The sequence below is a fragment of the Streptomyces sp. NPDC048258 genome (genome assembly GCF_043201995.1).
Taxonomy (GTDB): Bacteria; Actinomycetota; Actinomycetes; order Streptomycetales; family Streptomycetaceae; genus Streptomyces.
Genome location: NZ_JBICZH010000004.1, coordinates 449,221 through 462,769, shown reverse-complemented (window position 1 = coordinate 462,769; position 13,549 = coordinate 449,221). Strand labels below are relative to the sequence as shown.

The 13,549-nt window shown below is 72.2% G+C and carries 12 protein-coding genes; 4 read left to right on the top strand and 8 right to left on the bottom strand.

All coding sequences use genetic code 11. The annotated features are described in order from the left end of the window. The first annotated feature begins 168 nt into the window (after positions 1-168). Positions 169-927 (top strand): tyrosine-protein phosphatase, encoded by a 759-nt coding sequence (locus ACGFYQ_RS12760; RefSeq protein WP_393742918.1) that lies wholly within the window; start codon positions 169-171, stop codon positions 925-927. Here the strand turns inward: ACGFYQ_RS12760 and ACGFYQ_RS12755 are convergent. Further along, complete coding sequence (locus tag ACGFYQ_RS12755) at positions 924-1,592, bottom strand: response regulator (protein ID WP_393742916.1); 669 nt, start codon at positions 1,590-1,592, stop codon at positions 924-926. The genes ACGFYQ_RS12760 and ACGFYQ_RS12755 overlap by 4 nt on opposite strands. Further along, the gene (locus tag ACGFYQ_RS12750) at positions 1,589-2,839 is read right to left on the bottom strand and encodes a sensor histidine kinase (protein ID WP_393742914.1); all 1,251 of its coding nucleotides are present in this window, start codon (positions 2,837-2,839) and stop codon (positions 1,589-1,591) included. The genes ACGFYQ_RS12755 and ACGFYQ_RS12750 overlap by 4 nt, the downstream gene beginning before the upstream one ends. A 258-nt stretch (positions 2,840-3,097) precedes the next feature. Between ACGFYQ_RS12750 and ACGFYQ_RS12745 the strand changes: the two genes are divergently transcribed. Further along, positions 3,098-4,462 carry a tannase/feruloyl esterase family alpha/beta hydrolase gene (locus ACGFYQ_RS12745; protein WP_393742912.1) on the top strand — a complete coding sequence of 455 codons (1,365 nt, stop codon included), beginning with the start codon at positions 3,098-3,100 and terminating at the stop codon, positions 4,460-4,462. A gap of 71 nt (positions 4,463-4,533) precedes the next feature. Here the strand turns inward: ACGFYQ_RS12745 and ACGFYQ_RS12740 are convergent, their stop codons facing one another. After that, positions 4,534-4,929, bottom strand: a complete 396-nt coding sequence (locus ACGFYQ_RS12740; protein WP_393742910.1) for a PRC-barrel domain-containing protein — start codon at positions 4,927-4,929, stop codon at positions 4,534-4,536. Positions 4,930-5,047: 118 nt separating this feature from the next. Here ACGFYQ_RS12740 and ACGFYQ_RS12735 point away from each other — a divergent pair, with 118 nt between their 5' ends. Continuing rightward, complete coding sequence (locus tag ACGFYQ_RS12735) at positions 5,048-5,287, top strand: antitoxin MazE7 (protein ID WP_393742908.1); 240 nt, start codon at positions 5,048-5,050, stop codon at positions 5,285-5,287. A gap of 10 nt (positions 5,288-5,297) precedes the next feature. Here ACGFYQ_RS12735 and ACGFYQ_RS12730 read toward each other — a convergent pair whose 3' ends face one another. The 5 genes from ACGFYQ_RS12730 to ACGFYQ_RS12710 form a co-directional block, all read right to left on the bottom strand. After that, the gene (locus ACGFYQ_RS12730; protein WP_393742906.1) at positions 5,298-8,177 is read right to left on the bottom strand and encodes a glycoside hydrolase family 2 TIM barrel-domain containing protein; all 2,880 of its coding nucleotides are present in this window, start codon (positions 8,175-8,177) and stop codon (positions 5,298-5,300) included. 9 nt (positions 8,178-8,186) lie between these two features. Continuing rightward, positions 8,187-9,164: a hydroxyacid dehydrogenase gene (locus ACGFYQ_RS12725; RefSeq protein ID WP_393743291.1), complete on the bottom strand. Its 978-nt coding sequence runs from the start codon at positions 9,162-9,164 to the stop codon at positions 8,187-8,189. A gap of 74 nt (positions 9,165-9,238) precedes the next feature. After that, positions 9,239-10,168 carry a carbohydrate ABC transporter permease gene (locus ACGFYQ_RS12720; RefSeq protein ID WP_393742905.1) on the bottom strand — a complete coding sequence of 310 codons (930 nt, stop codon included), beginning with the start codon at positions 10,166-10,168 and terminating at the stop codon, positions 9,239-9,241. Then, a complete protein-coding gene (locus tag ACGFYQ_RS12715) occupies positions 10,165-11,013 on the bottom strand; it encodes a carbohydrate ABC transporter permease (RefSeq protein ID WP_393743289.1) in 849 nt (282 codons plus the stop codon). The genes ACGFYQ_RS12720 and ACGFYQ_RS12715 overlap by 4 nt, the downstream gene beginning before the upstream one ends. 267 nt (positions 11,014-11,280) lie before the next feature. Then, on the bottom strand, positions 11,281-12,603 hold the full coding sequence (locus ACGFYQ_RS12710; RefSeq protein WP_393742903.1) for an ABC transporter substrate-binding protein: 1,323 nt from the start codon (positions 12,601-12,603) through the stop codon (positions 11,281-11,283). 273 nt (positions 12,604-12,876) lie between these two features. Between ACGFYQ_RS12710 and ACGFYQ_RS12705 the strand changes: the two genes are divergently transcribed. After that, a complete protein-coding gene (locus ACGFYQ_RS12705) occupies positions 12,877-13,455 on the top strand; it encodes a hypothetical protein (RefSeq protein ID WP_393742901.1) in 579 nt (192 codons plus the stop codon). The last annotated feature ends 94 nt before the right edge of the window (positions 13,456-13,549 follow it).

The window sequence follows — 13,549 nt, the reverse complement described above, 5'->3', positions numbered from 1 at the left end:
CCGCCCGGACGCGTATCCGGGCGGCCTGCCTGTGACGGCACTCCGAGGGTGGGGGCCGCGAACGGCCGCGCACCGGGCCCATCCGCCGCGCCGCTGGCCACCACGGTCGCCGTCACCTTCCTCAGCGGACGCTGGCCCGGCTGAGCGATCACGGCATAGAGTCCGCGTGTGGACAGACACATATCCTTCGAGCGCCTGCACAACTACCGTGATCTGGGCGGCTATCCGACCGCGGACGGCGGGCACACGGTGCGGTGGGGGCGGCTGTTCCGCTCCGACTCCCTGGGCAAGCTGCGGGGCCCGGACTGGGAACGCTTCCTGGAACTCGGGGTCGAGGCGGTCATCGACCTGCGGTACTCCTGGGAGATCGACGCGAAGGGGCGGGTGCCCGAGCACCCGTCACTCTCCTATCACCACCTGAGCATCGAGCACCGGCCCTACGATCAGCCGTCCCTCGGCCCGGAGGTCGAGACCGGGCCGTACCTCGCCGAGCGGTACGTGGAGGTCGCCCACGACGGCGTCGTGGAACTGCGCGCGGCCCTTGAGGTGATCGCCGGCCAGGACGGGCCGGTGGCCTTCCACTGCGCGTCGGGCAAGGACCGCACCGGCCTGCTGGCGGCTCTGGTCCTGGCCCTGCTGGGGGTACCCGAGGACGTCATCGTCGAGGACTTCGCCCTCACCGGGCTCGCGACCGACCGGCTGCTCGCGGACTGGCGGGCCGACCACCCCGGCCAGGAGCCCGCCTGGCCGGGATACGGCCGGGCGCCCGCCGAGGTGATGAGCCTGTTCCTGGCGGCCCTGACCCGCGACCACGGGTCGGTACGGGACTACGCGGCAGATCTGCTCGGCGTGGACGACACCCTCGTCGCCGCCCTGCGCGAGAACCTGCTCGAACCCGCCCGGCAGACCACGGCCGACACGACCTAGAGGAGGCCGTGGTCGCGGGCGTAGATGGCGGCGTGCGTGCGGTCGCGCAGGCCCAGGCGGGACAGCATCCGGGAGATGTGGTTCTTGACCGTGCCCTCGCTGAGGAAGAGGCGGCCCGCGATCTCGCGGTTGGTCGAACCCGTGGCGATCAGGCGCAGTACGTCGGTCTCGCGCGCGGTCAGGACTTCGGGCCCCGGACCTTCCGGGACGTGTGGCGCGGGCTCCGGGGACACCGGCCGGACGTGGCCGGCGGCCAGGCGGCGGGCCACCGCCGGGTCGAGCTGTGCCACTCCGGCGTGTGCCAGGCGTACGGCCGCGGCCAGTTCGGCCGAGGGCAGGTTCTTGAGGAGGTAGCCGACGGCGCCCGCCGCCAGCGCCTGGACCACGTACGCGTCGTCGTCGAAGGTCGTCAGCATGATCACCCGGCAGTCGGGGGCGCGCCCGGCCAGTACGCCGACGGCGGTGACCCCGTCCATGACGGGCATCCTGACGTCCATGAGGACCACGTCGGGACGGTCGGCGACCGCCGCCTCGACGGCCTGGAGGCCGTCCGGGACGGCGCCGACGACGGTGATTCCGGGCTGGATGGCGAGCAGGGAGGCGATTCCCTCGCGTACGAGTTCCTGATCGTCGACGACCAGGACCCGCACCGGTTCCGCCGTCATCGGACCGCCTCCTGTCCGGGCGCGGCGGCTGGTTCGGCGGTGCGGGGCACCGTCACGGTCAGCACGGTGCCGCGGCCAGCTGCGGCTTCGACCTGGACCCGGCCGCCGAGGAGGGCGAGCCGTTCGCGCATCGCGCGGAGGCCGAATCCGCTCCGGCGCGTACTGCTGTCGGCGGGGAAGCCGCGCCCGTCGTCGGCGACGACCAGCCGGGCCTCGTGGTCCCCGTACACCGCCGACAGCTCGACGCGGGTGGCGTCGGCGTGCCGGCGCGCGTTCGTGATTCCCTCCTGGGCCGCGCGGTACAGGGCCGTGAGTGCCTCGGCGCGGTAGCCGTGCTCGTCTCCGGCGAGGCTGAGCGTGACCGAGGGCGGCCCGCCGTCCACGTGGTGCACCAGGTCGGCGAGGGCCGTGGACAGTGAGAAGGGTTCGTCCTCGTCGCGCATCGCCCTGACGGACTGTCGGACTTCGTCGAGGGCGCGGTTCGCGGACCGGCGGGCGTCGGCGACGGCCTGCCGCGCGACGTCGGTGTCCGTGGTCTGGAAGGCGGAGGCCTTCTCCAGCTGGATGGCTATCGCCGTGAGGTGGTGGCCGAGGCCGTCGTGGAACTCGCGGGCGAGCCTGTTGCGTTCCCGCGCCGTGGAGAGCTGGGCGACGCGGGCGGCGTACTCGGTCAGCTGCGTGTGCGAGTCGCGCAGTTCCTCCAGGGTGTGTTCGAGCCGCAGGCGTGCCTCCTGCTCGCCCATGGCCACCGCGGCCGTCGAGACGGCCAGTACGAGGCCGAGCCCGGACATCAGCAGGTCGGTGACGGTGCCGGGCCGGAAGTACCACTCGGGGACCCACAGGGTGTTCCCCGCCAGGATCACCGCGACGCACGCCACGCCGAGGGCGACCGCGGCCCGGCGGCCGAAGGCGAAGTACGCGGTCAGCGGCACCAGCACGAACAGCGCCCGCGACACACCGGACGGGTCCAGGCCCGCGGCGGCGGCGAAGAGCGCGAGACGGGCGAGGAGCAGCACCAGGGCCGGGCGGACCGGCGTACGCCGCGGGTAGCGGCGCCGCTCGCCCCCGTCGAGGGCGGCGAGGAGCGCCAGACAGGCGGTGAATCCGCCGAGCACGGGCAGTTCGGCGGGGCCGGGCGCCACGGCGCCCGCGTAGAGCCCGCCGGCCAGGACGACCCCGTAGACGAGGGGCGGCAGCCACGGCAGCGGGCGCGGGGGCCCGCCGGACGGGGTCGGCGGCGCGGTCATGAGGTCCCTCTCGTGGGGTGCGGACTGCGCCGAACGATACGCGCGGACGGGGCAGCGCGACCGCTGTCGGGGGAGGTCGTGACGGACCTTGGCCGAAGGTCATGTGCCGTTCGGACGGGCGTGCCGGGGCGGTGTGGCCGCTCGGCATCTGGGGCCCGCCGCCCGGGTCTTCCTAGCCTCGGGGGGCCGGACCGCGGGACTTCGGCTCCCCGCAAACCGATCCAGATGAATCCACATGAGCGGACAGGAATGCCTCTGATGAGAACGGTACGACCGGTCGCCGCCGTCGCCGCGGCGCTGTTGGCCGCGACGCTGGCCCCGACCAGTGCGAGCGCGACGCCCGGGTCCTCCTCGTGCACGGTGCGGGTCCCGGGCGCCGAGCGTGTGACCGGTGCCTGCCTGGCCGACCTGACCACGGCCGGGACGGTGGCCTCCGGGCACACCGACCCGGCCGACTGGGCCGGGCTCGAAGCGCCCGGCACGGTCAACCCGTCGGGGGTCGAGGGGATACAGCTCGACGGCTACTTCCCCGACTCCTCGACCACCAACACCAACCACGGCTGGAACCACGACAGTCAGTTCGTGATCCGGCTCCCCGACCACTGGAACGGCGGTCTGGTCGTCGCCGGTCCGCCCGGGGTGCGCGAGCAGTACGCCAACGACCGCCTGATCTCGGACCACGTGCTCGCGCGGGGCTACGCGTACGCGGCCACCGACAAGGGGAACACAGGTGCGCAGATCTACACGGACGGGCGGCGCCCAGGCGACGCCGTCGCCGAATGGCACGACCGGGTGGCCCAGTTGACGGTGGCCGCCAAGCGCACCGTCTCGCGGCACTACGGCCGGTTGCCGTCCGCCACCTACGTGGCGGGCGCCTCGGCCGGCGGCTACCTGGTGCGGTGGCAGCTGGAGAACCGTCCCGAGCTGTACACGGGCGGAATCGAGCTGCACGGCCTGCTGTTCACGCCCGACAGCCCCAACATCCTGGACACCGCTCCCGCCGCGCTGCGCGCCTATCCGCGCTATCGCGCCGGGGAACCGGGCGCCTTCGAGGAGATGGTGGCCGCCGGGTATCCGGCCGCGTCCGAGCCGATGTGGGAGTTCCACTACAAGAACCAGTGGGATTCGCTCCAGCGCGTCATGCGCGAGGAGATCGACCCGGGGTACGACGGCGACCGGGAGGCCGGAACTCCCTTCTGCCCGGCGGATGTTCAGCAGGGCTGCGACACGGACTACGTCTACGCCGACCGGCCTCGGCGCGTGCACCGGACGGTGGAGCGGCTGTCGCTGACCGGCCGCATCGGCAAGCCCCTGATCACCCTCCAGGGCACGCTCGACACCCTGCTGCCGATCACCAGGAGCGGTGACGTCTACGCGAAGATGGTCGAGGACTCCGGGCGCGGCGGCCTGCACCGCTACTACCGGGTCACCGACGGCACCCACTCCGACGGCCTGTACAAGGCGTTCCCGTCCCTGGTCCGGCCGATGTCGCCGTGTCTGAAGACGGGCTTCGACGCCCTGGCCGCGTGGACGGCACGGAACGGCGGCGCCACCCCGCCGCCGAGCCGCACGGTTCCCTCGGCCCCGGCCGGGAGCGACACCGTCAACACGTGCTCCCTGTGACGCTCCGGATCCGCCGCTGATCCCCGTGCCGGCGTCCCGGCCGTGTCCGCAAAGGCGGTGCGGCCGGGGTGTCAGGCGCGGTGGTCACCGCCGAACGGACCGCTGAACGGGCCGCCGAACGGGCCTCCGATGCCGTAGTACGTGGACAGCTCGTCGCGGTAGCCCGTGTCACCGAGGTGCTTCTCCCGGTGGAACTCCGGGGAGGCCTTGATCTGTTCCTTGGTGGCGTCCACGTGGACCGTCTCGTTCACCAGGTCGACCTCTGTCACGGCGCCGGCCGGGATGAGGACTTCCTTCCCGAAGATCCAGACACCGGTGTCGACCACCAGGTAGGCGTCGCCCACCTCCTCGTTGTGCTTGTCGACCTTGCCGATGGTGCCGTCCGTGGCCTCGACCTTCCAGCCGGTCAGGTCGGTGCCGGCCAGATGGCCCGAGGTCGGCCGGTAGCTCCACACGTGCTCAGTCACGCGAAAACAACTCCTCCGGTCGAGCGGACAGCGGGGCCTTCCCGCCGCACAGCGCGCCTGCCCCGTAACCGAAGCCGTAACCACCCCGCCACCGCCGCGGACCGCGCATACTCGGACCATGGCTGACACCACCACAGTCGAGGTCGACACCGATGTCCACGACCGGCTCGCCGCCCTCGCAGCGGCCCGTGGACTGAGCCTGCGCGCGTACCTGGCCGAACTGACCGCCGCCCAGGAGAACGAGGCCGCTCTCGCCCGGGCCGCCCGCGCCTTCGACGAGGCGGTCGCGCGGCCCGGGTTCCGCGAGGGGTTCGAGCGCGACTTCGGCCCCGGTCCCTCCGGCTCCCGGGCGGCGTGAGGCGCCCCCGTCAGACGGGAGGCGCCAGCGGCGCGAGACCGAGCCGGAGCGTCGTCCGCCGTGCACGCAGCGTGTGCTCCGGAAGGGGGCCCGGGCCGCACGAGGCCGAGCCGATCCCGTGGTGCGCGGCGTCGAGGTGCACGTGGACCCGGTCGCCCGGCGTCAGGTCCGTGGTGTGCCGGGCCGCGGCGAGGTCGGCGGCGCTCCAGCGGCGGACGGTGAGGTCGTACCAGGGGTCCCCGGTGACCAGCAGCCCGCCGCCCGCCCCGGTCAGCCGGGCCCAGCGGACCTGGTGCCGGTTGCCGTTCTCCTGGGGGCGCACGTACGGGGTCTGCAAGGCGTCGACCGTGCGGCGGTGGCGTCCGACGCGCGCGGCGGCCGCCGTGTCGCGGTACGCCTCGCCCGGGCCGCGTCCGTACCAGTCCACGGTGTCGATCCAGCCGGGCAGGGCGGTGCGCAGGCCGATGCGCGGCAGCGGGCCGGCCCAGTCGCCCTCCGGGACGACGGTGAGGTCGAGCCACAGGGTGGGGCCATCGGTCTGCCAGTGGTACGTGGTGCGCATCGCGGCGTCCGTGCCCGCGGGCGCCACCCTCGTGGTCACGGTCAGGCTGTCGCCGGAGGTCTCCAGCCCGGTCACCCTGGCCGTGAGCCGGTGCGGTCCCAGGGCGTGCAGGATGCCCGAGCGGTCGCCCAGCCGGTCGTTGTCCGTGGGGGCGCGCCACAGGTCGAGGACGGGGTGGTCGAGCGGGAGGCCGCCGACGGACCGGAGCATTCCGGTGGCGGCGTCGAACCGGCCGGGGCCGAGCAGCAGCCCGTCGCCCTGCCGTGACAGGGGTGCGCGCCTGCGCGGCGGCGGCCCGGGGGCCCGTACGGCCTGGCCCCAGGCGATGTCGTGGCCCGCTTCGGCCCAGGGCTCCTCCCGGGCGAGCCGGGCGGTGACGGTGAGGACCCGTTCGCCGCCCTTCGCGGGCGGCAGCGCGGGCCACGGGAGGAGGGTGTGCTCGCCGGGTCGCAGTACGGGGACCTCCAGCATCCCCTGTGCGAGCGGTTCGCCCTCGTCCTCGGCCCGCCAGTCGAAGCGCAGGTGCGCGGTGTCGCGGAAGTCGTACCCGTTGCGGATCAGGACGCTCTCCCCCGCCGGGTCCAGGTCGATCGCGACCGGCTCGATCACCTTCTTGTACTCGGCCAGGCCCGGGGAGGGTGTGCGGTCGGGGAAGAGGAGGCCGTCGGCGACGAAGTTGCCGTCGTGGACGGGCTCGCCGAAGTCGCCCCCGTACGCGAAGTACGTGCGGCCGTCGCCGGTGCGCCGGGCGATGCCGTGGTCGATCCATTCCCACACGAAGCCGCCGTGCAGGCGCGGGTACCGCTCGAAGAGGCGCTGGTACTCGGCCAGTCCGCCGGGTCCGTTGCCCATGGCGTGCGCGTACTCGCAGAGGATGAAGGGCAGGGCGCGGCGGTGCGCGTCGAGCGCCGGGTCCGTGGTGGCCGGCTCCTCGCCGCGGCCGATCAGCTCGGTCTCGGCGTGGTCGGCGTACATCCGGCTGTGGACGTCCACGTACCCGCTGTTCGCGTCCCCTTCGTAGTGCAGGAGCCGGGAGGGGTCCCGGCGCCGCGTCCACTCGGCCATGGCGGCGAGGTTGCGGCCGGTGCCGCTCTCGTTGCCGAGGGACCACAGGATGACGCTGGGGTGGTTCTTGTCGCGCTCGACCGTGCGGCGCATCCGGTCGAGGTACGCCTCCTGCCAGCGCGGGTCGTCGCTGGGGTTGGCTCGCCAGCCGAGGGGTTCAAAGCCGTGTGTCTCCAGGTCGCATTCGTCGACGACCCAGAGCCCGAGTTCGTCGCACAGGTCGAGGAACTCGGCGCTGGGCGGGTAGTGGCTGGTACGGACGGCGTTGATGTTGTGCTGTTTCATCAGCAGGACGTCGCGGCGCATGGTCGCGCACGTGAGGGTGCGGCCGCTCTCCGGGTCCCATTCGTGGCGGTTGACCCCGCGCAGGAGCAGCGGGCGGCCGTTGACGACCAGCCGGCCGTCCTGGACGGCGACCGTGCGGAAGCCGATGCGGATCCGGACGCGTTCGCCGGCGGTGACGAGTTCGCCGTCGTAGAGGTGCGGCTGTTCGGCGGTCCAGGGGACGACGGCGGGAAAGGTGTGCGGTCCGCACGGGTCGGCGCCGCGCAGGCCGAGCGCCGGGACGTCGAGGCGGGCCGGGGCGCCCGAGGTGTCCACGGCGAGGGTGCCCCGGCCGGTGGTGTGGTCGTAGTCCGCGTGCACGAAGACGTCGTCCAGGGGCCGTTCGGGCCGGGCGAGGAGGCGTACCGGGCGGAAGATCCCGGACAGCCACCACATGTCCTGGTCCTCCAGGTAGCTGCCGGCGGACCACTGGTGGACCCGGACGGCCAGCACGTTGCGCCCGGGGCGGAGCGCGCCGGTGGCGTCGAACTCCGTGGGCAGGCGGCTGCCCTTGCCGTCGCCGAGCCGCTGTCCGCCCAGCCAGACAGCGAAGCAGGAGTCGACGCCCTCGAACCGCAGGACGGTGCGGCCGGCCGGCCAGGCTTCGGGGAGGGTGAACGCGCGCCGGTACTCCCCGGTCGGGTTCTCGTCGGGGACGTGGGGCGGGTCCACGGGGAAGGGGTAGGTGACATTGGTGTAGGCGGGCGCTCCGAAGCCGTGCATCTGCCAGCAGGAGGGCACGGGCAGCTCCTCCCAGCCGCGGTCGTCGAAGCCGGGGGCCTCGAAGCCGGCGCTGAGGTCGTGGAGTCCGGCGGCGAGGCGGAAGCGCCAGGGCCCGTCGAGTTCGAGGCCCGGGGCGTCCGAGTGGAGGGCCGCCCGGGGTGCGAGCCGGCCGCTGCCCGGGGCGCGGTCCTCGACGTAGGCGGTGTCGGGGGTCATCCGGGCTCCTCAGGCGGAACGGGACAGTTCGTCCGGGCCGATGCCGTGGGCGAAGGGCTGCCCGTGGGCGTAGCGCTCCACCTCGTCGATCGCCCAGTGCGCCATGCGGGTCAGCTCGTTGCCGAGCGAGCCCGCGATGTGCGGGGTGAGGAGCACGTTGGGCAGGGTGTAGAGGGGTGAGTCGGCCGGGAGTTCCTCGGGGTCGGTGACGTCGATGACGGCGTGGATGCGGCCGCTCTCGAGCTCGGCGACGAGGGCCTCGGTGTCGACGAGTGAGCCGCGCGCGGTGTTGATGAGGGTCGCCCCGTCCGGGAGCCGCCGGAGCAGCCTCGCGCCGAACATGCGCCGGGTCTCGGGAATCGCGGGCGCGTGGATGGAGACCACGTCGCTGAGGGAGACGAGTTCGTCCAGCGGGAGCGGCCGCACGCCGAGGGCGGTGGCCTCGTCCGGGTCCACGTACGGGTCGTAGAGCAGGACGTCGAGGTCGAAGGGGCGCAGCAGTTCGATGACGCGGCGGCCGATCCGGGAGGCGCCGACGATGCCCACGGTGCGCCGGTAGTTGCCGTGTCCCGTGTAGTAGGGCAGGAGTTCGTACGCCGACCGCTCGTGGCGGTAGCGCCGGGAGCTCTCCAGGACCCGCTTGTTCGCGAACAGGATCGCGGCGAGGGTGAACTCGGCGACGGGCAGGGCGTTGGCGGCCGCGGCGGAGGAGACGGTGATGCCCCGCTCCCAGACGGCCGGCGTGACGTGGTGCTTGACGGAACCGGCGGCGTGGACGACGGCCTTGAGCGCGGGCAGCCGGCGCAGCGCGTCCTCGTCGAGCAGCGGGGAACCCCAGTGGGTGAAGAGGACTTCGGTACGGGCGAGCAGCTGCGGGTCGGCGGCCCGGTAGTCGGTGACGAGCAGCGCGGTGTCGGTGTCCGCGACGCGGGGCAGCCGGTCGAGCGCGGCGGTGTCGAGGAGGGCGCGGTGGATGGCGGGTCCCATGGCCAGGAGGGTGCGCGGCCGTCCGGCCGCGGCCGGGGGCCGGGTTGCGCGTACGGGCACGCGGGTCGTCGTGGTCACTTCACCGCCCCCGCGGTCAGGCCCGAGCGCCAGAAGCGCTGGAGGCAGAGGAAGGCCGCGGCGAGCGGCAGGACGGAGACCAGGGAGCCGGTGATGAGCAGGGCGTACTGCTCGGGGTACTGGGTCAGCGTGGCGTTCCAGTTGAACAGGCCCAGTCCCACGGGGTACAGCTCGTGGTCGTTGAGCATGACCAGCGGGAGGAAGAAGTTGTTCCAGCTGCTGGTGAAGGCGAAGAGGAAGACGGTGACGAAGGCGGGCGCGAGCATCGGCAGGGCGACGGAGCCGAAGATGCGCAGTTCGCCGGCGCCGTCCACACGGGCGGCCTCCAGTGTCTCGCCCGGGACGTAGCCCTCGGAGAAGATCCGCGAGAGGTAGACGCCGAAGGGGCTGACCAGGCCGGGGACGAGGACGGCCCAGTAGCTGTTGACGAGGCCCGCCTTGGAGGCGAGCAGGTACATGGGCAGGGAGATGACGGTGGCCGGGACGAGCAGGCCGAGGAGGAGGAAGCCGTAGAGCTTCTCCTTGCCCGGGAAGTCGTACGAGTCGAAGGCGTAGCCCGCGCCGAGGCTCAGCAGGGTCGAGGCGAGGGAGCCGAGGACGGAGTAGACGAAGCTGTTGAGGAGCCAGCGGCCGAAGATGCCGTCGTTGTACGTGAAGAGGTCGCCGAGGTTGGTGAACAGGTTGAAGTCGCCGAGGCCGAAGCCGGGCCTGCCGAACAGGTCGGCGTTGTTCTTGGTCGCGGCGAGCAGCAGCCACGTGAGCGGCATCAGGGTGTAGAGGGCGACCAGGACGAGGAGGCCGTTGACCGCGGCTTTCGAGGCGAGGATCCGGCCGCCGGTGCGCGGGCGGGCCCGGCGCGGGCCGGGGTGGCGCGGTGTGCTGTCGGGCGCCTGCCGCGTGGTCTTGTCCACGGTGAGCGTGCTCATGCTTCCTTCCACCGGTTTCCGAGCCTCGTGACGACGAAGGAGATCAGGGCGCCGAGCAGGGCCAGGATGAGCGAGGCCGCGGCGGCGATCCCGTAGTCGTGCTTGGAGAAGGCTGCCTGGTAGATGAACATCGTCGGGGACCACTCGGGCGACAGGCCGGTGGCGTCGTAGCGGAAGGTCTCCGGCTCGGTGAACAGCTGGACGGCACCGATGCAGGTGAAGAGCGTGGTGAGGACCACCGAGGAGCGGATCATGGGGAGTTTGACGGACAGTGCGGTGCGGACGGCGCCGGAGCCGTCGACGGTGGCGGCCTCCAGCGTCTCGCGGGGAATGGCCTGCAGGGCGGCGTAGAAGATCACCATGTTGTAGCCGATCCACTGCCAGGTGGTGGCGTTGACCATCGAGAAGAGGATCGCGTCGTCGCCGAAGAAGTCGACCGTGGCACCGGCCCGGTGGAGGAGCTCGTGGACGGGGCTGAGGCCCGGGGTGTAGAGGAACACCCAGATGATGGCGGCGATCAGGCCGGGTACCGCGTGCGGCAGGAACACGGCGAGCTGGAAGAACCGTTTGGCGCGGGCCAGGGCCGAGTCGATGAGCAGGGCGAGGACGAGGGCCCCGCCGATCATGATCGGGATGTAGACCGCGCAGTACGCGGCGATGTGCAGGAAGCCCGCCCGGAGGGCGGGTGCGGTCAGGGCCCGGACGTAGTTGTCGACGCCGCTGAAGACGGTCTGTGTGCCGCCGAAGCCGAGGCCGGAGGACTGTTCGCGGAAGAGGCTCAGGTAGGCCGCGTACCCGATGGGCAGGACCATGACGGCGAGGAAGAGCAGGACGAACGGTCCGATGAGCAGGGCCGCGGCGCCGTGTTGACGGCGCCTGCCGCTGTCCGGGCGCCGTGCGCTGCGGGGGACGAGTGGTGCTGCCACCGGGGCACCTCCGGGCCGAAGGAAGGATGGGGCTGGGGGGATGGGGCCGAGGGGATGGGGCCGGGAAGCGGGCGGGGGTCTGGGCCCGGCGTCGTGGTCGAGCCCGCCGGACCTGTCCGGCCGCCTCCCTGGCCGACTATTCGGCAAGTTGCTCGGCGAGTTACTCGGCCCGCGTTATTTGGCGAGTTACTTGGCGAGCTTCAGACCGCGGTCGTTGATCAGCTTCTCGGCCGTGGCCTGCGCCGTGTCGAAGGCGGCGGCGAAGTTGCCGTCCTGGGTCTTGGCCAGGGCGGCGACGAGCTCGACCGAGGTCGCGTTGTGGACCGGGCTCCAGACCCAGCCGGTGGCGATGTTCGGGACCTGGGCGGCGGCGGTGGCGTAGATGTCCTGGCCGCCGAAGAACCTGGTGTCGAAGGAGGCCTTCGCGGTCTCGCGGAGCCCCTCGTCGGCCGGCATGGCGCTGGAGGTGCCCAGGCTCAGGCGGGCCTTGACGGCCTCCGGTGACGTGGTGGCCCACTTGACGAACTCGGCGGCGGCCTCGGCCTTCTTGCTGCCCTTGATGAGGGCGAACGAGGAGCCGCCCACCATGCCGACCTTGCCGTCACCCCAGCCGGGGAGGGCGACTGAGGCCCACTTGCCCTCCTGCTTCGCCTGCTCGGTCTTCAGGCTGCCCGCGCTCCAGGAGGCGCCGAGGCGGGTGTACACCTTGTTCTCGGAGGCCGCCTTGGTCGACTCGGGGCTCCACGCCTTGTGATGGAAGACCAGGTCGTTCTTGACCAGGTCGCCCCAGTACGCGGCGACCTTCCTGGTGGCCTCGTCATTGATGTTCACCTTCCAGGCGTCGCCCTGGGTGCCGTACCACTTGGCGCCCGCCTGCTGGGCGAGACCCGCCCAGGTCGCCGACTCGTCGCCCCAGAAGGACGTGATGCGGGCCTCGGGGTCGGCCTTCTTGATCTCCTCGGCGGCCGTTCTGAACTCCGCCCAGGTCTTGGGGACGGCGATCTTGTGCTGCTCGAAGAGGTCCTTGCGGTAGTAGAGCATCTGCGGTGCCACGTCGAAGGGCGCCGCCCACTGCTTGCCGTCGAGGGTGACGAGGGCCTGGACCTGCTCGGGCTGCTTCTCGACGGTGGGGCCGAGCAGCTTGGAGGAGTCGGCGAGCAGGCCCTGGGTGACGAGGTCGGGGACGGCCTGGTACTCGATGTTCATGACGTCCGGGCCGTTGCCCGCCTTCACGGCGGCGGCGAGCTTGTCGTAGCCGCCGGCCAGACCCGCGGGCACCTCGGCGAACTTGACCTTGACGGTGTCGTGGCTCGCGTTGAATGCCTCGGCCGTCTGCTTGGTGCCCGACATCCATGACCAGTAGGTGATCTCCACCGGCTGGGCGGCGGTACCGCCCGCCGCGGCCTTGCCCGAACCCTCGCCGCCACCGCAGGCGGTGGCCATCAGCCCCAGGGCGGCTAGGCAGGCGGTGACGGCGGCTGTCCGGAACGAACGTGAAGTGCGCGACATGGCACGGCTCCTACGGGACGTCGTACGGAAGGAGTGGGGTGAACGGGCACCATCGTTTGTCCGAAACCGATCGCCGTCAAGGGTGAACGCACATAACAATCGGATCAGAAGAGAATCCAGCAGGAATCGATCGATACGATCAATCCATTCATTTCGAGGGATGGACGCCGCCTCGCATCACATTGACGAAAACCCGACGCTTAGGGCAGCCTTACCTCGCTCGCGCCGTCGAAGGTGTGGGCCCGCCCTCACGTCCCCCGCCATCGGAGCACCATGTCCACCGCAGATGCCGCCGCGATCCGACGAAGACCCGGACAGCCGTCCGACCTCCTCCGGGTCCCGCGGTGGTGCGCACCCGCCATGGCCTCGCTCGCCGTGTCCGCCGGATGGGGAGCCAGCATCTGGGTGGCCCTCCACCTCCGGGCCGACGCCGCACTCCACACCGTGGCCCTCTTCGTCCACCTCGCCTCCCTCGTCATCGGGTTCGGCGCGGTCCTCGTGATCGACTACTACGGGGTTCTCTGGCTCAGCGGCCGCAAGTCACTGCGCGATGTGGTGGAGTACGCGGCCCCCCTGCACCTGCCGGTCTGGGCCGGCCTGGCCGGACTCATCGCCAGCGGGGCCTTCCTCCACCCCGACCTCTCCTCGCCCCTCACCTGCGTCAAACTCGGCCTCGTCCTGCTCCTGGCCCTGAACGGCGTGCAGGCGGGCGTCCTGCACCGGCGACTGGCCGCCCTCGACGGCCGGCCCGCCACCCGCGCGCTCCTGATGCGGGGCGCCGCGACCGCGACCGTCTCGCAGGCCGCCTGGTGGGGCGCCGTCGCCATCGGGTTCCTCAACAGCCGCCGCTGACCGTCACGGCCGTGCCGCGTCACCCTCCAGGAGGCGGCCGTCGTCCATGCACGGCGGGTACGGGACGGTCCACTTCGAGATCCCGCTCCCGAGC